The sequence below is a fragment of the Dietzia sp. SYD-A1 genome (assembly GCF_015356725.1).
Classification (GTDB): domain Bacteria; phylum Actinomycetota; class Actinomycetes; order Mycobacteriales; family Mycobacteriaceae; genus Dietzia.
On sequence record NZ_JADDKI010000027.1, the window covers coordinates 1 to 17,822 of the forward strand.

16 protein-coding genes are annotated in these 17,822 nt (G+C 68.4%); 11 read left to right on the forward strand and 5 right to left on the reverse strand.

The annotated features are described in order from the left end of the window. The first annotated feature begins 76 nt into the window (after nucleotides 1–76). Nucleotides 77–1,672: a glycosyltransferase 87 family protein gene (locus tag IY392_RS01605; RefSeq protein ID WP_309233975.1), complete on the forward strand. Its 1,596-nt coding sequence runs from the start codon at nucleotides 77–79 to the stop codon at nucleotides 1,670–1,672. Further along, a complete protein-coding gene (locus IY392_RS01610; RefSeq protein WP_017835239.1) occupies nucleotides 1,669–1,860 on the forward strand; it encodes a hypothetical protein in 192 nt (63 codons plus the stop codon). The genes IY392_RS01605 and IY392_RS01610 overlap by 4 nt, the downstream gene beginning before the upstream one ends. A 17-nt stretch (nucleotides 1,861–1,877) precedes the next feature. On the opposite strand, the gene IY392_RS01615 is transcribed toward IY392_RS01610, so the two are convergent. Continuing rightward, nucleotides 1,878–5,663 carry an AAA family ATPase gene (locus IY392_RS01615; RefSeq protein ID WP_194860351.1) on the reverse strand — a complete coding sequence of 1,262 codons (3,786 nt, stop codon included), beginning with the start codon at nucleotides 5,661–5,663 and terminating at the stop codon, nucleotides 1,878–1,880. A 277-nt stretch (nucleotides 5,664–5,940) separates the two neighbouring features. On the opposite strand from IY392_RS01615, the gene IY392_RS19550 reads away from it, so the two are divergent. The 5 genes from IY392_RS19550 (at nucleotide 5,941) to dnaB (ending at nucleotide 10,269) form a co-directional block, all read left to right on the forward strand. Beyond that, entirely contained in the window at nucleotides 5,941–6,324 is a 384-nt protein-coding gene (locus tag IY392_RS19550) for a LuxR C-terminal-related transcriptional regulator (protein WP_309233976.1), read from the forward strand. Between the two features lie 144 nt (nucleotides 6,325–6,468). After that, nucleotides 6,469–6,756 carry a 30S ribosomal protein S6 gene (rpsF, locus tag IY392_RS01625; RefSeq protein WP_107757797.1) on the forward strand — a complete coding sequence of 96 codons (288 nt, stop codon included), beginning with the start codon at nucleotides 6,469–6,471 and terminating at the stop codon, nucleotides 6,754–6,756. Between the two features lie 89 nt (nucleotides 6,757–6,845). After that, complete coding sequence (locus IY392_RS01630; RefSeq protein ID WP_182613783.1) at nucleotides 6,846–7,403, forward strand: single-stranded DNA-binding protein; 558 nt, start codon at nucleotides 6,846–6,848, stop codon at nucleotides 7,401–7,403. Nucleotides 7,404–7,519: 116 nt separating this feature from the next. Beyond that, nucleotides 7,520–7,972 (forward strand): 50S ribosomal protein L9, encoded by a 453-nt coding sequence (gene rplI / locus IY392_RS01635; RefSeq protein WP_095719328.1) that lies wholly within the window; start codon nucleotides 7,520–7,522, stop codon nucleotides 7,970–7,972. Nucleotides 7,973–8,478: 506 nt separating this feature from the next. After that, a complete protein-coding gene (gene dnaB, locus IY392_RS01640) occupies nucleotides 8,479–10,269 on the forward strand; it encodes a replicative DNA helicase (protein WP_182613799.1) in 1,791 nt (596 codons plus the stop codon). Between the two features lie 308 nt (nucleotides 10,270–10,577). Here the strand turns inward: dnaB and IY392_RS01645 are convergent, their stop codons facing one another. Together IY392_RS01645 and IY392_RS01650 are read right to left on the reverse strand one after the other, a co-directional pair. Next, the gene (locus IY392_RS01645; protein WP_107757783.1) at nucleotides 10,578–11,312 is read right to left on the reverse strand and encodes a sterol desaturase family protein; all 735 of its coding nucleotides are present in this window, start codon (nucleotides 11,310–11,312) and stop codon (nucleotides 10,578–10,580) included. Next, entirely contained in the window at nucleotides 11,309–12,034 is a 726-nt protein-coding gene (locus IY392_RS01650) for a FadR/GntR family transcriptional regulator (RefSeq protein WP_107757782.1), read from the reverse strand. Before IY392_RS01650 ends, IY392_RS01645 begins: the two co-directional genes overlap by 4 nt. A 430-nt stretch (nucleotides 12,035–12,464) precedes the next feature. Between IY392_RS01650 and IY392_RS01655 the strand changes: the two genes are divergently transcribed. Further along, on the forward strand, nucleotides 12,465–13,994 hold the full coding sequence (locus tag IY392_RS01655) for an NCS1 family nucleobase:cation symporter-1 (protein WP_194860352.1): 1,530 nt from the start codon (nucleotides 12,465–12,467) through the stop codon (nucleotides 13,992–13,994). Here the strand turns inward: IY392_RS01655 and IY392_RS01660 are convergent. Beyond that, complete coding sequence (locus IY392_RS01660; protein WP_107757780.1) at nucleotides 13,922–15,280, reverse strand: alpha/beta hydrolase; 1,359 nt, start codon at nucleotides 15,278–15,280, stop codon at nucleotides 13,922–13,924. The two genes, IY392_RS01655 and IY392_RS01660, sit on opposite strands and share 73 nt — an antisense overlap. A gap of 133 nt (nucleotides 15,281–15,413) precedes the next feature. Between IY392_RS01660 and IY392_RS01665 the strand changes: the two genes are divergently transcribed. Genes IY392_RS01665 through IY392_RS01675 form a run of 3 tightly spaced genes read left to right on the forward strand, consistent with a single transcriptional unit; the run spans nucleotide 15,414 to nucleotide 17,625 of the window. Continuing rightward, on the forward strand, nucleotides 15,414–15,950 hold the full coding sequence (locus IY392_RS01665; protein ID WP_194860353.1) for a TetR/AcrR family transcriptional regulator: 537 nt from the start codon (nucleotides 15,414–15,416) through the stop codon (nucleotides 15,948–15,950). Further along, nucleotides 15,947–16,885 carry a fumarylacetoacetate hydrolase family protein gene (locus IY392_RS01670; RefSeq protein ID WP_309230200.1) on the forward strand — a complete coding sequence of 313 codons (939 nt, stop codon included), beginning with the start codon at nucleotides 15,947–15,949 and terminating at the stop codon, nucleotides 16,883–16,885. The genes IY392_RS01665 and IY392_RS01670 overlap by 4 nt, the downstream gene beginning before the upstream one ends. Continuing rightward, nucleotides 16,882–17,625, forward strand: coding sequence for an MBL fold metallo-hydrolase (locus tag IY392_RS01675; protein WP_182611995.1), 744 nt, complete (start codon nucleotides 16,882–16,884; stop codon nucleotides 17,623–17,625). Before IY392_RS01670 ends, IY392_RS01675 begins: the two co-directional genes overlap by 4 nt. Nucleotides 17,626–17,635: 10 nt before the next feature. On the opposite strand, the gene IY392_RS19060 is transcribed toward IY392_RS01675, so the two are convergent. Further along, the coding region (locus tag IY392_RS19060; RefSeq protein WP_228548892.1) for a hypothetical protein at nucleotides 17,636–17,822 on the reverse strand (187 nt) is incomplete at its 5' end.

The window sequence follows — 17,822 nt, forward strand, 5'->3', positions numbered from 1 at the left end:
GGCGACGGTGGGGCCTGACCTGGCGGGCTCTGACCGGCCGGGGTCCGGCCCGGACACCGTGCACTAGGGTGTGGTCGTGCAGAGCAACGGCCACCACTCCCCGCTGCCGCTGGACGAGGACCCCCGCTCGCTGAGCCCGCGGGACCGGGTACGGCCTGGTGACGGGGCCGGCAGGACGGTGATGGACGCGTGGGGTGGCCCGGTCGGGAGGCACGCGGTCGTGGGACGGCAGCGCTTCTGGACCCCACTGCGCGTGATCATGCTGTTCGCGGTGCTGTTCCTGTCCCTCGGGTTCTTCTCCAAGGCCGCGTGCCTGGTCACCACCAGCCCCACCGACGGGTCCGAGCCGGGACTCAACTGGACCGGTCAGCAGTACTACAAGGCCTGCTACGCCGATCCGCTCCCGCTCTACGCGGTGCAGGGCCTGGCCGCGGGCGAGCTGCCCTACCGGTACATGTGGGTGGGTGACGACGGCGGCGTCCGCTACATGGAGTACCCGGTGTTGTCCGGGATGTTCCAGTACGTCACCGCCCAGGCGGCGCAGGCCTGGCACGCCCTCGCCCCCGGCGGCCCCATCGAGGTGGTCAAGTACTTCGTGCTCGGGTGCGTGATCCTGGCGTTCCTGTGGATGGTCGCCGTGTGGGCGACCTACCTGTCGGCCGGGCGCAGACCGTGGGACACGCTGCTCATGGCGGCCAGCCCGCTGATCATCTTCCAGGCCTTCACCAACTACGACCTCATGGCGGTCGCGTTCGCGTCCGTGGCGTTGCTGCTGTGGGCGCGCAGCAGACCGGTGTGGGCGGGCGTCGTCCTGGGTCTCGGCGTGGCGGCCAAACTCTATCCGTTGTTCCTGTTCGGGGCGCTACTGGTGGTGGCGCTCCGGCGTCGGCGTCTCGTGGAGTTGGGCAAGGCGGTCGCGGCGGCGATCGCGGCCTGGCTGGCGGTGAACCTGCCCATCATGATCCCGTTCCCGGAGGGGTGGAGGGAGTTCTTCCGGCTCAACTCGGACCGGCCCGCCAACCCCGAGAGCATCTACGCCGTCATGCAGACCCTGACGGGCTGGGAGGGGTTCGATGCCGGACGCGCCGCCGGCGAGGCGCCCGCCACCCTCAACGCGGTGTCCCTGGCCCTGTTCGCCCTGGGCTGCGTGGCCGTTCTGGTGATCGGCCTCACCGCGCGCACCACCCCGCGGATCGCCCAGTTGGCGTTCCTCATCGTGGCGGTCTTCCTGCTCACCAACAAGGTGTGGAGCCCGCAGTACTCGCTGTGGCTGGTCCCGCTCGCGGTGCTCGCGGTGCCGCGGGCCAGACTGCTGGTGCCGTGGATGGCCTTCGACGCCCTGCTGTGGGTGGCCCACATGTCGTATTTCCACGGGGTCGCCGAGAAGGGGATCGGGGCGGAGACGTTCCACCCGCTCGTTCTGGTGCGAGACCTGTTGGTGGTGGCCATCTGCGTGGTGGTGATCCGCGAGATCTACCGGCCGCACCTGGACCTGGTCCGGCTGGCGCACCAGGGGACACCCGAGGGCCCGGACCCACTGGCCGGGGTGCTCGCGGACCCCGGGGAACCGTTGGTGGGGCCACCGGCCGGTGCCGACGACAGGGGCGAGGACCGTGACGACGACGATGACGAGTCCCGCCGGGTCCGTCAGAAGGAGGACACCACCGGATGAGCACCACCGCGATGATCTGGATGTTCCTGTGCATCCTCATCGGATTCGTCTGCATGGTCACCGCCGCCGGCGGGCATCGTGCGGGCTGGCGCCAACCCGTGTGGATCTCCTGGACCGTGGCGGCATTCCTCTTTCTCACGGTCATACCCGTGGCCCTGGCGTTGACGATCGGACTGCGACACGGCTGAGGCGACCGGATCGGTGGTCAGTCGCACAGGTCGAACGGCTCGGTGTCCGGGAAGTGACGGGCCCATTCCTCATCGGTGAGCTGCACCCCGCCCGCGCACGCCTCATCGATCACGCGGCCCACGTCGAGCCGCCACGTCCAGATGGCGCCTTCCGCGCCGACGGCGAGCACATCCCCCTCGGGAGATGCTGCCCGCGCCTGGTAGAGGAGGGCGTCGGTGGTGCCGCCGAGGACGGCCCACGGCTGCGGGGAGTCGGGGTCGGTGATGTCGACGACGGTGACCTGTCCGGTACTCGAGGTGAGCACGAGTCGCGAGTCGTCCGCCGAGAACGCGGCCCAGTAGATCTCACCGGGCGGCGCGATGAAGGAGGACAGTTCGCGAGGGGCTGTGGCGTCGCTCGCATCCCACAGTCGTACGGTCTTGTCGCCCCCCGAGGTGACCATGAGTGGCGAGTCGTGCGCGTATCCCGCCGCCGGCGAGCCGCCGATCCCGGTGGTGAGCCGGTGCGCGAACGAGGGCCTGTCGGGGTCGGTGGTGTCGATGATCACCGTCTCCGGTCCGAGCGTGGGCACGACGAGCTGCCGGGAGTCCGAGGAGAACTCGGCCACCACGCACGGGTCGGGGAGCGGGACGGTCACGCGCAGGCTCGGTCGCGTCGGGTCACTCACGTCGACCAGTCCGAGCTGTCGGTCGGTGTCGCTGCACACGGCCAGCGTGCGACCGTCCGGGCTGAGAGGGGTGGCCACCACGACCCCGTTGACGACGGGCAGGCTCGCGGTCGAGCGCGTCGCGGCGCCGAAGGGGGCGGTGAACAGCTGGATGCCGCCGTCCGCGAGTCCGGCGTAGACCACCCGGCCGTCCGGAGACATGGCGACGGAGCCGCTGAACCTGGTCTCGGGATCGGGGACGACCCGCCCGGTCTCCACCGGTACGGGACCCGTGGTGTCGACGATGGTGTGGTGGAGTTCGGCGGCGGTGACGCCGAGCACCCCGGTCGTCCGATCCGCGGAGGAGCCGGTCTGGAAGATGGAGTTGGACTCGGAGGCCGCACCCAGACGGTCGAGCGGCCAGAGCCTGACGAGGCCGTCGACGGAGTAGGTGAGCAGGTGGTCCTCGTCCATGAACCGTGCCCCGGTGGCGACCTGCGAGGCGGGGAGCTCGATGAGCATCGCGCCGGTGGGCCCGTAGACGCGGATCCTGTCGTCGGACCCCGCGGCCGCGAGTCGCCCCTGGTCGTCGTAGGAGACGTCGTTGACGTAGGCGTTCCACCCGTCGAGGGAGGACAGGGGGCGGGCCCCGGAGAGGTCGCCGCGCTCTATCGCCCACCGTTGGACTGAGCGGTCGGTGGTGCCCGCGGCGATCCGGGTGCCGTCCGGGCTGACGGCGAGGGAGAGCGGGATGGCGACCGGTCCGGTGTCGAGGTCCGGACCGCGCCGTCCGGCTCCGTCGGCCGCCGCGTCGAGGAGGGTCTTGACGCCGAACGTGCGGTTGGTCGCGAGCAGGGTGGAGGAGTCGGACAGCCATGCCAGGGACTCCACCGGCCTGACCGTCTCCGAGCCGGGGTCGGGGGTGGCCACCCTGGCGCCAAGGTCGGTGACGGTGGGGATCCCGCCCCGCTCGGCGATCGGCCAGCGCAGGACGCGTCCGTCGTGTGAGCCGGCGGCGAGCGTCAGGCCGTCGGGTGAGAACGCCACGGAGTGGAACGGGGCGGCGGCCGGTTCCAGCGTGGAGAGCGCCCGAGGCGCCGAGGTGTCCCGGACGTCGACCAGGTAGACCCCTCCCTGCCCGGCCACGGCCAGGACCGCGCCGTCCGGTGAGAGATCGGCGGCGTGGAGTTCGTGTCGGTCACCGGAGGTCAGGCCGAGCGTGGCCCGGGGTGCTCCGCCGTCCTCCCCGAAGATGCGGAGGACGCCGTCGGACCCCACCGCCGTGAAGGTTCCGGTGTCCGGCAGCGGGATCACCCGCCCGCTTCCGGCGGTGGTCTCGTAGCGGAGAGGCACGTCGGCCCTGCTGGTGTTGAGCAGAGCGGACCGGGCCTCGGTGGTGGGGTGGATCCGGTACGCGGCCAGCGCGAGCATCCGGCCGAGGGCGGGGTCGCGATTGAACGCGGTCGCCGACGAGACCGCTCCGGAGCGGGACAATGCGGAATCCCGGGTGTCCTGGGCGGTCGCGGTGGCGCGGAGTGCGAAGCCGGTGGCGGCCAGCGCCAGGACGGTGACCGCCGCGAGGGATGCCGCGAGCGAGGTGAGGGTCCGGATCCGCCTACGGTCCCGCCGTGCGACGGCCTCGTGGTGGGCGGCGGACGCGTCCAGGAAGTCGAGTTCCGAGGGCGAGAGGTGCACCCCGGTCTCCTCGTTGTTCTGCCGCCACTCCTGGAAGTCGGCGCTCGCCGACGCGGATGCCAGGGCGCCGTCGTCCCGTCCGCTGCTCTCCCAGTCCGCGGCGCCGGAGCGCACCCGGCCGAGCACTCGCAACCCGTCCCGGTCGGAGTCGATCCAGTCGGCCAGCCGGGGCCAGGAGGAGAAGACGACCTCGTGGGTGGGTGTGACCGCCTCCCCGTCGACCGTGAGCAGCCCCACCTCGGCGAACGGTGCGGCCACGGCGCGGAGTTCCTCGGAGAGTTCGGGGAGGGGGGCGCGGCGCCGGACCGTCCGAGCCGAGCGGACATCGACCAGGCGCAGGAACAGGCCGCGGCACGCCCGTCGCCCGCCCGGGCCCAGCTGCTGGTAGACGGCCTCGGCGGTGGCGCGGATCGCCCCTTCGGTGCCGCCCGACGCGTAGTAGTCATCGACGGTTATCCGTCGCCGGCGACTGCGCTCCCAGCAGACCAGGAGGACGTGGGAGAGCAGGGGAAGCAGGGACCGCTCGTCCCCGCCGCCGTCCGACGGGGCCACGGTGTCGAGCAGTAGCGTCACCAACGAGGGCTCGACGGTGTATCCGAGCGATCGGGCCGGTTCGACGATGATCTCCGCGAGCGCCTCTCGGCTCGGCGGGCCGATCACCACCGGGTCGTCGAGTGCCTCACGCAGGATCGGTTCCGCGAGGGCGGGCTGGAAGAAGTCGGCGCGCAGGGCGGCCACGGTCGGCAGGCCGCGTGCCGCCCGCTGCGCCAGGAACTCCAGGACCCCGGCTCGCGTGGCGTCGTCGACGTCGGCGCCCCAGAGCTCCTCCAGTTGGTCGACGATCAGGTGGTCCGCCGACCCGGCCAGGTCGGCATCCACCTCCTCGGGCCGGGCGATCACCACCGACGCCCCATCGTCCGCCCACCGCGGAGCGACACCGGCGGCCAGGAGTGAGGACTTCCCGGAGCCCGACGCCCCGACGACGACCAGGATCCGCGTCCGCCCTTCGGCGACGCGTCGCAGGACCAACTCGATCTCGGGCGCCCGGCCGTGGAAGAGCGGCGAGTCGAAAGCGTCGTAGGGGCGCAACCCCACGTAGGGGCTGTGGGAGTCGGATGGTCGGGGAAGTGCCGAACGCGGGGGGACCCGGTCCGGCCCCGAGGGCCTCTCGGGGGACGCGCCGTCCGCGGGCCGAGGTCCTGTACCGGGCTCTCCGGGGCGGTCCGCGTCGGCTCCCCGATGCCCGACTCGTCGGGGTCCGGGGCGGGAGCGGACCCGTTCGACGGCCGCGAGCCACTCGTCGGTGTACCGGGATGCCCCGAGGAGGTCGAGCACGGTGACGAGGGTGGCCTCGCTCGATCGGGTGGGGACGTGCTGCCCGGAGAACCACCCGGATGCGGTGCCCAGCGTGAGAGGCGGAACCAGCCGCACCACGTCCCGGACAGACAGCCCGGCGGTCACCCGGAGCGCGGTGAGCGCCGCGCCGAGCTCTTCGCGCGTCTGAACCTGAGAGGGATCTGAAGCACTTCCGGGAGGCTTCATATCCTCGGGAGTGGTGTTCACAGTAAACATCGTACGGTCGGGTTTTGGGATGCAGGGCGTCCTGATCAGCATCTCCCTGGGATTTCACACGATCGTACGACGCTCTCGTACGGACTTGTACGGACATCTGGCCCACGGATGACCCGGTGATCCAGGCGCAGCACTATTAGTTCACTCTCACCTGACGGAGGACTTCGTGACTGCGACACTCCCTTTCACGCCCACGCCCACGCCCACGCCCACGCCCACGCCCACGCGCCACGCCAACAGCGAGCCCGGCACCCGCTGTGCTGCTGTACGCGACGCCGCCGTGCGCGAACCCACCGCGCACGGCGCCCAGCATCGGCCTGCGTCCCGCCCGGAGCACAGCGATCGCGAGGTCGAGGTGCTGATCGCCTGGCTCGCCTGCGACAGCAAACGGGAGGTCACCGAGCGCCTGTTCCTCGCGGACTCCACGGTCAGCACCTACATCCAGCGTGTGAGGTCGAAGTACGACGCGGTCGGCCGGCCTGCCCGGACCAAGGTGCGACTGCTGGTGCGCGCGGTCGAGGACGGGTATATCGGACTCGACGATCTCTAGACGGGGCCTGCGGGTGCGCGGCCTCCGGGGATTTCGTTCGCCGAGCGCACGCGGGGTAGCCTTAGCGGGTTGCTGACGCAACGACCCTCCTGCCACGGAGATCCCGTGGCCGAATCTGTAGTCCACAGGAGGTGATGAGGTCCCATGCGTCAATACGAAGTGATGGTCATCCTCGATCCGAGTCTCGACGAGCGCACCGTGGCGCCGTCGCTGGATACGTTCCTCAACGTGATCCGGCAAGAGGGCGGTTCGGTCGACAAGGTCGATGTCTGGGGCAAGCGCCGCTTCGCCTACGAGATCAACAAGCAGACCGAGGGCATCTACGCCGTCGTGCAGATCAAGTCCGGCCCGGACGCGGTCAAGGAGCTGGATCGTCAGCTCGGCCTGAACGAGAACGTGCTCCGCACCAAGGTGCTCCGCGCCGACAAGTGACCCGGACTGTCCGGCTCGCCCGCTAACCTGGGCGGGGTCGGTCGAGTTCCGATCACATCCACCTGAGCGTCAACACGGAGGACAAGCGCATGGCACAGGGCGACACCCCCATCACCGTGGTCGGGAACATCGTCGCGGATCCCGAGCTGCGGTTCACGCCGTCGGGTGCCGCGGTGGCGAACTTCCGGGTTGCCTCGACGCCGCGCCGCTTCAACTCCCAGACCAACCAGTGGGAGGACGGCGAAGGCCTGTTCCTCACCTGCAACGTGTGGCGCCAGGCCGCCGAGAACGTGGCGGAGTCCCTGCAGAAGGGGATGCGCGTCATCGTCAACGGTCGTCTGCGCCAGCGGTCGTACGAGACCCGTGAGGGCGAGAAGCGCACGGTGTACGAGGTGGAGGTCGACGAGGTCGGCCCGTCGCTCAAGTACGCCACCGCCAAGGTGACCCGCACCAACCGCGAGGGCGGCGGGGGCGGATTCCAGGGTGGTGGCCAGCAGGGCGGCGGATTCCAGTCCGGCGGCCAGTCGCAGGGCGGTTACGGTGGCGGCCAGGGCGGTGGCCAGCAGAACGACGATCCGTGGGGCAGCGCTCCCCGGGCCGGCGGTTCCGGTGGCTTCGGCGGCATGGACGACGAGCCCCCGTTCTGATCCCAGGGTCTTTTCCCTCGGGGCGCGAGATGCGCCCCACCCCATAAGCAAGAGACATGACCTCGCGAGAGTCCGGCCCCGGTCGGCTCGTCGGAGGAAAGAAAGGTAGACGGATCATGAAGCTGATCCTCACCGCCGACGTCGACAAGCTCGGTGCGCCGGGCGACATCGTCGAGGTCAAGGGCGGATACGGTCGCAACTTCCTGCTCCCGCGCGGGCTGGCCATCGTGGCCACCCCGGGCGCCGAGCGCCAGATCGAGTCCATCAAGCGGGTCCAGGAGGCTCGTGAGGTGCGCGACTCGGACCACGCCAACGAGCTCAAGCAGAAGCTGGAGTCGCTCGCCGACGTCAAGGTCGCCGTCAAGACCTCCGACACCGGCAAGTTGTTCGGTTCGGTGACCGCGGGCGATGTCGCCTCCGCGATCAAGTCGGCCGGGGGGCCGGCGGTCGACAAGCGCGCCGTCCACATGCCCAAGGAGCACATCAAGTCGACCGGCGCCCAGAGCGTCGTCGTCGAACTGGGTCACGACACGACCGCCAAGGTCGCGTTCGAGGTCGTCCCCGCCTGATCTGCCACGAAGGCCCCGGTCGTCGTCTGTGACGACCGGGGCCTTCGTCATGGTCTCCCCGGGGTTGTGGACCGCCTGTGGATAACGCCGGCGGCAAAATACAATGGTGTCGGTTTCGATACCGATAATGTTCATCTTTCGTTACCTATTGCGTCGACGTGGGGTTCGTGTTAACGGCAGCTCTCCACCGACCGCCGAAGCGGCAAAGCCGGGGGTGACCAGCACGTTTGTTCATTCGCGACCGGCTTCTCCACTGGTTGTCCACACGACGCATGGCGCCGGCCCAGCGAATCGCACATTCATCCACAGTTGTCCACAGCCGGCCACCAACGATTGTGGAGAAGCCTGTGGATAACGTGACGGGTGACTGCCGGACGTCTCGCTGCGGTGGCCTACAGTGAACTGGTCACGCGGAGCAGGCGAGTCGGCTCGGGAGTACCGCACGCGAGGGCGTGAGGGGGAGAGGAGAGGTCATGGCGCAGGGGGGATTCGACGGATCCGACGAGATGCCGCCTCCGCCTGACGAGGGTGGGGGTTCGGACTTCGGTCGCACCCCGCCGCAGGATCTCACCGCGGAGCAATCGGTGCTCGGCGGGATGCTCCTCAGCAAGGACGCCATCGCGGACGTGGTGGAGGAGATACAGCCGGGCGACTTCTACAAGCCGTCGCACCAGGCCGTCTACGACGTGATCCTGGACCTCTACGCCCGCGGCGAGCCGGCGGACGCCGTCACCGTGGCCGCCGAGCTGGATCGTCGTGGTGACCTCCGGCGTGCCGGCGGGGCCGCGTACCTCCACACCCTCATCTCCACCGTGCCCACGGCCGCCAACGCGGGGTACTACGCCCAGATCGTCTCGGAGAAGGCGATTCTGCGCCGCCTGGTCGACGCCGGGACGCGGATCGTGCAGTTCGGCTACTCGGGGTCCGAGGGAGCCGACGTGGCCGAGGTCGTGGACCGCGCGCAGGCGGAGATCTTCGAGGTCACCGAGCGGCGGACCACCGAGGACTACGTGGTCATCGAGGAGCTCCTGCAGCCCACGATGGACGAGATCGACGCCATCCACACCGCCGGTGGTCTGAGCAACGGCGTGCCCACGGGTTTCGCCGACCTCGACGCCATCACCAACGGGTTGCACGGTGGCCAGATGATCATCATCGCCGCCCGCCCCGGCGTCGGTAAGGCCCTCGCCCTGGACACCGTGCTCCCGACCCCGGACGGCGAGACCACGATGGGCGACGTCGTCGTAGGCGACCGGGTCCTCGGCGCCGACGGGCAGCCGACCGAGGTGGTGGCTGTGACCGAGGTGTGGGAGGACCGTCCGTGCTTCACGCTCCGGTTCAACGACGGCGCGGAGATCGTGGCCGACGCGGAGCACGAGTGGCGGATCGAGATGGGCGGCACCCACCAGACCGTCACCACCAAGTCCCTCGAGACGCTGATGCTGGTGAGCGATTTCGGGATCCTCGTGCCCGAGAGTGCCAGTTCGAGCCGCCCCGATCGGTTGATCATCGACGTCCGGGGCGCGCACAGTGTGCCGGTCAGGTGCATCGAGGTCGCCGCCGACGATCATCTGTACCTGGCCGGCCCCACCGCGATCCCCACACACAACTCCACCATCGGCCTGGACATCATGCGCTCGTGCTCGATCAAGAACGGGCTCTCCTCGGTCCTGTTCTCCCTGGAGATGAGCAAGACCGAGATCGTCATGCGCCTCATGAGCGCCGAGGCGCGCGTCAAGCTCTCCGACATGAAGTCGGGGAAGATGAGCGACGAGGACTGGACCCGCATGGCCCGGCGGATGGGCGAGATCTCCGAGGCCCCACTGTTCATCGACGACTCGCCCAACCTCACCATGATGGAGATCCGGGCCAAGGCTCGCCGGCTCAAGCAGAAGCACGACCTGCGGCTGATCGTGGTGGACTACCTGCAGCTGATGTCCAGCGGCAAGAAGGTCGAGTCCCGCCAGCAGGAGGTCTCCGAGTTTTCCCGCCAGCTCAAGCTGCTGGCCAAGGAGCTCGACGTCCCTCTGATCGCCATCTCGCAGCTGAACCGTGGCCCAGAGCAGCGCACCGACAAGCGGCCCCAGGTCTCCGACCTCCGCGAGTCCGGCTCGCTGGAGCAGGACGCCGACATCGTCATGCTGCTCCACCGCCCCGACTCCACCGAACGCGACGACCCCCGCGCCGGCGAGGCCGACCTGATCCTGGGCAAGCACCGTGGCGGTCCGACCTCCACCATCACCGTGGCGCACCAGCTTCACTACTCGCGGTTCGTCGACATGGCGCGGGGCTTGTAGGTGCCGTGTCGGTTCTCAAACAATCTGTCAGTTTCTCACCGGTGTGTCACACGGTTCGCAGGGACATGTCACCTCCGGTGGCAGGGTGTCCTGATTGACGCTGATTCTCCCGTCTGAGGAGGGGAACAGGGGCCAGGTGCTCCGATCCGGAAGGCGCGATCCGAATGCTGGCCCACAGAGCGCTGGAGACTCCGCGACACTTCTTGACGTAGAAGCCAGTGCGACGATGAGTGGACGGCAGTGGTGCAACCTCGCGCAATCCAGCCATCGCCGGCGACCGTGAGCGGCCACGGGAAGACGGGCGACCTCTACGTTGCGGCGCGTTCTTGAGGAGAGGAGTGCAGTCGCTGGACCGTTCGTGAGGTGGGCACAGTGCTCGGGTCGGGGTTGGTTCCGAAGAGCCGGTCGGCGGTTCCGGCCGTGGTGACCGTGAACCAGTAGTGTTCGCTCTTGTAATGGTGCAGGCGGTGGTTGCGCCAGACCGCTCGGTACCACCGTGACTTTGGCCGATAGTCGCTGTGCAGCAGGTAGTGGGCCCATTCGTAACCCGATAGCAGCACGTAGGCAGCGACGACCATCGTGAGCGTCGCCGGCCACCCCGGCATCACCAGCCAGGCGATGCCGACGATCACCACAGGGAGATAGAGCTCGACCTGCCATGGGATGAACACCAAAGGGATAGTGCGGGGATTGCCATGGTGCTCGCGGTGCTTGCGCGATAGCAGCGGGTCGATGGTAAGGCCCGCGAGCTTCCGCGGCCGCCAGTGCAGGATGCAGACATGGATGAGCCATTCCGCGACCGGCATCGCCGCCAGTAGCCCGACGGGGATCAGCAACTCCCACCAGGAGCCGCCGCCGATGAGGCCCCGTGCGAGGATCGCCGCGGAGAGACAGGTGGCGAGGATATACGGCGAGGGGTGGCGCCAGAACTCACGGAACACCTGCCCCATGCTCTGGGAGTTGCGACGCCGAGCGCCCGCGAGGCGCGCCTCATCGTCATCGACGCGCTTACGGGCGAACTCCTCGATCTCTGGGCGGGTCATCGCGCCTCCTCCCCGGCCACGTCCAGAGCCGTCATCAGCGCGCGCGCCGTCGGAGCGAGCACCCGCTCGGCGGCCGCGCGCGCCGTGCCGGGGTCGCCAGCCGCGATCGCCGTGGCAAGGACGCGGTAAGGATCGAGCAGACCCACCTCGGCCTCCAGCCACGCCGCGAGAACCGGCACAGCCGGCTCGTAGGCGGAACGGAGGCTGTTGAACATGAGCCGGTAGACGAGCGAGTCGCCGGCGTCCACCACGACATCCCAGAACTCCAGCACCTCGCGCTGCCACAGCACCGCGTCGGTGGTCGTGGCAAGACGGTCGAGGACCTCGCCGAGCGGCGCCGTGACCGCCGGGCCGCCGCGCTCCGCGGCCAGCGCCGCAATGCCGGGAGCGATCTGAGTGCGCGCTTCGACCACACTGCGGGCGATGGCCACATCGAGCTTCTGGCCGCGCACCATGAGCCGCGGCAACAGGTCGAGCCCGGCGTGCCGATGGAAATCGCGGACCGTCGTCGTGCCGCCGTGACGAACCTCGACCACACCGGTCTGAGCGATCCGCTGAAGCGCCTCGCGCACCGCCGGCCGAGAGACACCGAGGACCTCGGCCAGACGTCTCTCACTGGGGAGGGCGTCACCGGCCGCGAGCTCGCCGTCGACAACCTCGGAAAGTACTTGGTCGAAGACCTGGTCGGACACGGACTGCCGCTGTACGGGACGAAGTGCCATACACGCACAGTAGAGAACACTGGCCATGTGGTCAACTGGTATGACCATAAGATTGCGGAGGAAAGTCCCTAGGGACGTAGAGCCCGAGCTCCGCGGCCGCGTGGGCAAGCCGGGGTTGTCGAGAGCGTGACCACCGGGCTGGTGTGGTGAACGGGACGGCGCGCGCAGCGGCGGGCCCGGCCTCGGCTGGGACGAACCGCCGCCGGGCTATGGTCCCGAGAACTCGGCGGGAATGGGCGACTCTTCGCCATCAAGTGCTGCGATGAGGGACCGGACGAGATCGGAGCGCGTCTTCCGAACGTATTGCCTCCGCAATCGGGCCGCGACAATCGTCTCGTCTAATCGTCCCGATTGAAGCTCCCACTTCTTTCGCGCTTATCAAGCGCATTTCACCTGGCCGGCGTCACGTCCTGTCATGAATGGAGGACCCATGTCCGTGCAGAGCCTTGAGGCCACACCGCCCCAAGCCCCCGTTGCGGCGCCTGCCCCGGGCCTGCACAATGCCGACCTGGCCCCAGTGCCCAAAGAGAAGAAGACCTGGGGATGGTTCGAGATCTTCAACGTGTGGACCAATGACGTCCAGTCGTTGGCCGGATATACCCTCGCCGCCTCGCTTTTCATCACCTCCGGACTCAATGGCTGGTGGGTTTTTGCCGCGATCCTCCTCGCGGGTGCCTTTGTCAACTGGCTCGTCAACCTCACCGGCTCACCGAGCGTGAAACACGGGGTCCCCTATGCGGTGATGGCACGGCTGTCCATGGGTGTTCTGGGCGCGAAGTTCCCGGCCTTGGTCCGTGGCATAGTGGCGATCTTCTGGTACGGGGCGCAGACGTACTTCGCCTCCACAGCGGTTGCCCTGGCCATCAACGCCGCCGTCGGAAACCCGGGGGGCGGCACCTTCATGGGGCTAGACGCAGTCGGGTGGATCTCTTACGTCATCGTCGCACTTCTACAGGTACTGCTCTTCACCCGAGGAATCGATGTGATCGCGCGGTTCCTCAACTTCGCCGGGCCTGCTGTCTACGCGGTCATGGTGGTGCTGCTCATCATCATCTGGGTGAGAGCAGGTGGGGACATGCTCCCGGCGGTCGGCTCCATTTTCAGCGATTCCGATGTGACCGGCTGGGCCGCCGTGGCCGCCTTCTTCGGTGTGGTCGGAACGATGATCGCCTACTTCAGCGCGGTCATCATCAACTTCGGTGACTTCTCCCGGTTCTCCCGAACCGAGAAAGAGATGAAGATCGGCAACTTCACCGGGTTGCCGCTGTCGCTGGCGTTTTTCACTTTCCTGTCGCTGTTCATCACCGCAGGTGCATACGTGGTCTTCCAGGACGGGCAGGGTCAGCCCATGGACAACCCGGCGGACATTGTGGAACAGACCGAATCGGTGGTGCTGGCCATTATCGCAGCGGTGACGTTCCTACTCGCCACCGTGGGTATCAATCTGGTGGCGAACTTCATTCCGCCGGCCTACGACTTGGCCAACCTCGCCCCCCAGAAGATCAGCTTCAAGGCAGGCGGGTACATCACCGCTGCGGTGGGCTTCGTCATCGGCGCGTTCTGGGTCGCAGTCATCGACGAAATCGGATTGCCCACCTTCGTCGACACTCTCGGCGCGATTCTCGCGCCGCTCTACGGCGTGCTGGTGGTCGACTACTACATCGTCCGCCGGAAGCACGTTCGGACCGAGGACATGTTCAGCATGAATTCCGACGGTCCCTATTACTACACCCGTGGCTGGAATGTTCGAGCCCTGGTGGCAGTCGCTCTTGCCGCGGTATTCGCCATCAGTGCGGTCTGGGTGCCGGCCCTCGGAATGCTGTCCGGCTTCGCATGGGTGATCGGTGCCCTCATCGGAGGCGTGTTGTACTGGGCCGTGATGCGTAATCACAACCCGTCCGTGCGGGTGGGAGCAGCCCCGCCGCCGCCTGGGATCGACGCGGCCCCCAGTGTGTCGTGAAACCACTGCGTGGAGAAGTCGAGCCATTCGGTGTAGTGGCCCATCGCGCAGTGGTCGTCACCCGGGTAGAGCAGCAACTCTCCGAGCGGCGCCCCGTCCGCCAGGTCCACGGTGTCTAGCGTGCTGATCAGCGTGTCGTCGTCACCGTTGATCGCCAGGATCGGGATGGTGACGGTCGGGTAGAGCCGCTTGATCGACAGCTCATGGAGTGTGCGGCCGAGCTCCACGAGGTTCCGGGCGCCGGTCGTCCGCTGCAGGGTCCACAGCATGATGCCGGGCATGCCCAGGGTGGCCGCGAGCCCGAAGCTGCGGTGGTAGAGCCCTCCGTTCGACACGACCGCCTTGAGGCGGTGGCTGCGGACGGCCATACGGGTCGACCAGTGGGCTCCGAAGCTGATTCCCATCATTCCCATGCGCTCGGCGTCGACTCGAGGATGCGCGGCGAGCTGCTCGATCACCGCCTCGTACATGCCCTCGGTCGCTGCGGAGAGTGGTAGTCGGTACTGAAAGGTGCCGGGCATCTCCATCGTGACCATCGCCATACCGCGGTGGCGATGCCGCAGCGCCGGGAGCAGGGCTTCCTGGATGGTCCCCTCGAGGCCGTTCGTGACCAGCACGGTGGGGCACTCGTGGTCACCCTCGGGAAAGGTCCCGTAGGCCACGGCGTTCTCGCCCGCGATGTCCAGCGTGATGCGCTCGGCGTGGAAACCCAGGTGCGGCGCGATGCCGAGGAGCAGGACGTGGAGGAGGCGCTGGGACTCGGCGTAGGCCCGGAGCCGCTGCGGTGTCCAACCCGGCCATGCCGCGGCGAAGAGGTAGGTCATGGCCTTGACCAACTCGTCGATGGCGACGGCTTCCCGACGAGCGTCCGGATTCGCGGCGAGGAAGTCTGGCAGCAGGGTCCGGCCGTTCTCCGGGGTCCTGTCGGTGAAGATGGTCGCGGCGGGGGCGAGGACGGCACCTAGTTCCGCGGCCGTCGACTCCCCGCCGGGACCGAGGATCTGTTCTGTGGGGGGCGCTCCCAGGCTCCGCAACTCGACGTCGGCGGCGTCGAGGTGGACCCGGGCGCACTCGCCCCAGTAGTTCGCCCAGGCAGTGTCCTGGAACGTCCGGCAGTCCTCGAGCTGACGGATGAACAGTTCCCTGTCGAGGCCGCCCATGTTGACGAACCTGTCGACGAACAGTGCCGGGAGGAAGTACCGGGCCCCCCGTCGGCGCGTGGCTCGCTCCGTCGTCTTGGTCAGTGCGCACCAGGTCACGAAGAGGTCCTTGGTCCACCGCGGCATCCGCGAGCTCCGTTCTCGTCGAGTAGTCGTCGGTCGGATGCTAGTTCCAGAATTCTCCTTAAAGCAATGGGATTTGCGTTAGTCTTCTGTTGTGGACGACAGAGGCAGCAGGCCAGGGGGGCGTTCCGCAGTCGTGCGGCGGAAAGTCCTCGACGCGGTCCTGTCCTGCCTCGACGAGGGCCTGGTCCAGTCGAGCATCCCGGATATCGCCGCACGTGCCGGGGTCGCGCCCTCCTCGATCTACCGGCGCTGGGAGACCCGGGAGAACCTGGTCGCCGAGGCGTTGCTCACGGAGAGCGACGAATCGATCCCCGTTCCCGACACCGGTGCGATACGGTCCGATCTCATCGGCTTCGCCGAGGGCCTCGCCGCGTTCCTGGCCTCCCGTCGGGGGACGGCCATCCTGCGGGCGATGATGATGATCGAGTGGTCCGAGGAGCTGTCCGAGCTCCGTACACGGTTCTGGGACCAGCGATTCGCCGCCAGCAGCGTGATGATTCAGCGAGGGATCGACCGGGGAGAGCTCGCCCCCGGCACCGACGCCCGTCTCTTCCTGCAGATGCTGATCGCGCCTCTCCATCTGCGTCACCTCCTGCTCGGGGGCGACCCCGCCACCGCGATCGCCGAACAGGTCGATCTGCTCCTCGCTGGCGCCGGAAGGACACCGTGAACCACGCAGCCGCACCCACCCGCGTCCGTCGTCGCCTCGTCGGCGGGCTCCCCACCACCGAGGTCATGCTCGACGGGGCCTGGAGGCCATGGGAGGACGGCGGCGCGGACCCGCTGGAAATCCCGCCCGGCATCCCGGAGCGCACACCCGCCCCCCAGGGGGCCCAGGAATCCGGGGGTGACGTGCTGACACCGTTCGCGCCCCTGTCGTTCCGCGACTTCATGCTCTACGAACAGCACGTGATCGCCGCCTCCCGGGGCATCGCCCGCACCTACCTGCCCCGGGCCCACCGGTTCACTTCCCTGTATGAGCGGGTCACCAGACGGACCTTCCCGAAGTTCGAGCCACCCGCCCTCTGGTACGACCAGCCGATCTACTACATGGGCAACGCGCTCACCTTTGTCCCCACGGGCACCCCGGTGGCCGCCCCCGCGTACGCCGACTCCCTCGACTACGAACTCGAGCTGGGCGTCGTCCTCAACGCCCCGCTGCGCGATGCGACGCCGGAGGAAGCGGCCGGCGCGATCGGTGGTTATGTGGTGCTGAACGACTTCTCGGTGCGCAATGTCCAGCTCAAGGAGATGCGCAGCGGGTTCGGCCCGCAGAAGTCCAAGCATTTCCTGTCCTCGATGTCGGCGGACCTCGTCGCCGCCGATGCCGTGGACGTCACCGACCTGTTCGCCAGCGTCAGTGTCAACGGGACCGTCGTGGCCACCGGCTCGACCCGGAATCCGGCCTACTCCCTCGGCGAAGCGCTCGCTCACGCCTCGCGTGGCGAGCAGCTCTATCCGGGGGAGTTGTTCGGTAGCGGTACCCTGCCGGGCTGCTCCGGCATCGAGGCCGGGGTGGTGCTCAGGCCGGGAGACGTACTCGAGCTCGACCTCAGCGGTGTCGGCACCATCCGGCACCCGATCATCGAAGGGAGCCAGGCGTGAAGATCGAGCAGGTCACCGGGACCGTCCATCTGGTCACGGGCACGAACGTGAACTGGGCGCTGGTCACCGACGGCGACGCCGTGACCGTGGTCGACGCGGGGTACCCCAATGATGGTCGACTCCTCCTGGCGTCGCTGGAGGCCATTGGGCGCGTACCCCAGGACGTCCAGGCCGTCATCCTGACCCACGCGCACCTCGACCACATGGGCGGCATCCCCTCGCTGCTCGCGGAGCACCGTGTTCCCGTCTACACCGGATCCACCGAGGTCGCCCATGCCCGCCGCGACTACCAGGAGCAGATCACGCCGGTGCAGATGCTCCACCAGTGCACCAGTCGAGCCGGCCTGATCTGGGTCGCGCAGACTCTCAAGGCAGTTCTTCCCCACATGACGATGTCGGTCCCGTCCGCGGTCGCGGTGCCGTTCGGCGAGGCGTTGGATCTCCCGGGAGCCCCCGTCCCCATCTCGACCCCCGGGCATACCAGTGGGCACACGGCGTACCTGCTCGACGACCTCGGAGTGGTGTTCACCGGCGACTCCCTCGTCACGTCCCATCCCCTGTTGGCGGGACCTCCACGGCCGCAGTTCCTGCCGTCCTGCTTCAGCGAGGACGAGGCCGAGATGGCCCGCAGCCTCAGCGCGCTCGGCGGCCTGCAGGCGGATGTGATCGTGCCCGGACACGGGCCCGTCCTCCGCGAAGCCCTGGTCGACGCCGTGGATCAGGCCCTCAGGGGGCGGTAGCGGTAGTGCATCAGAACTGTCCCTCGGAGTAACCGTCCGGGACGCGCTGACGCCGTTCGCACCCGCGTGCTCGGCGCATCAGGCGCAGCGTCGCCATGGACAGGCGGGCGCGCACAATCCTCGACCCACACCGACGTGGGCGGCAGTCCGCCCGCACCCGCTGCCCCTCCCGGGGTTGTGCGCCCCCACTGCTCGCC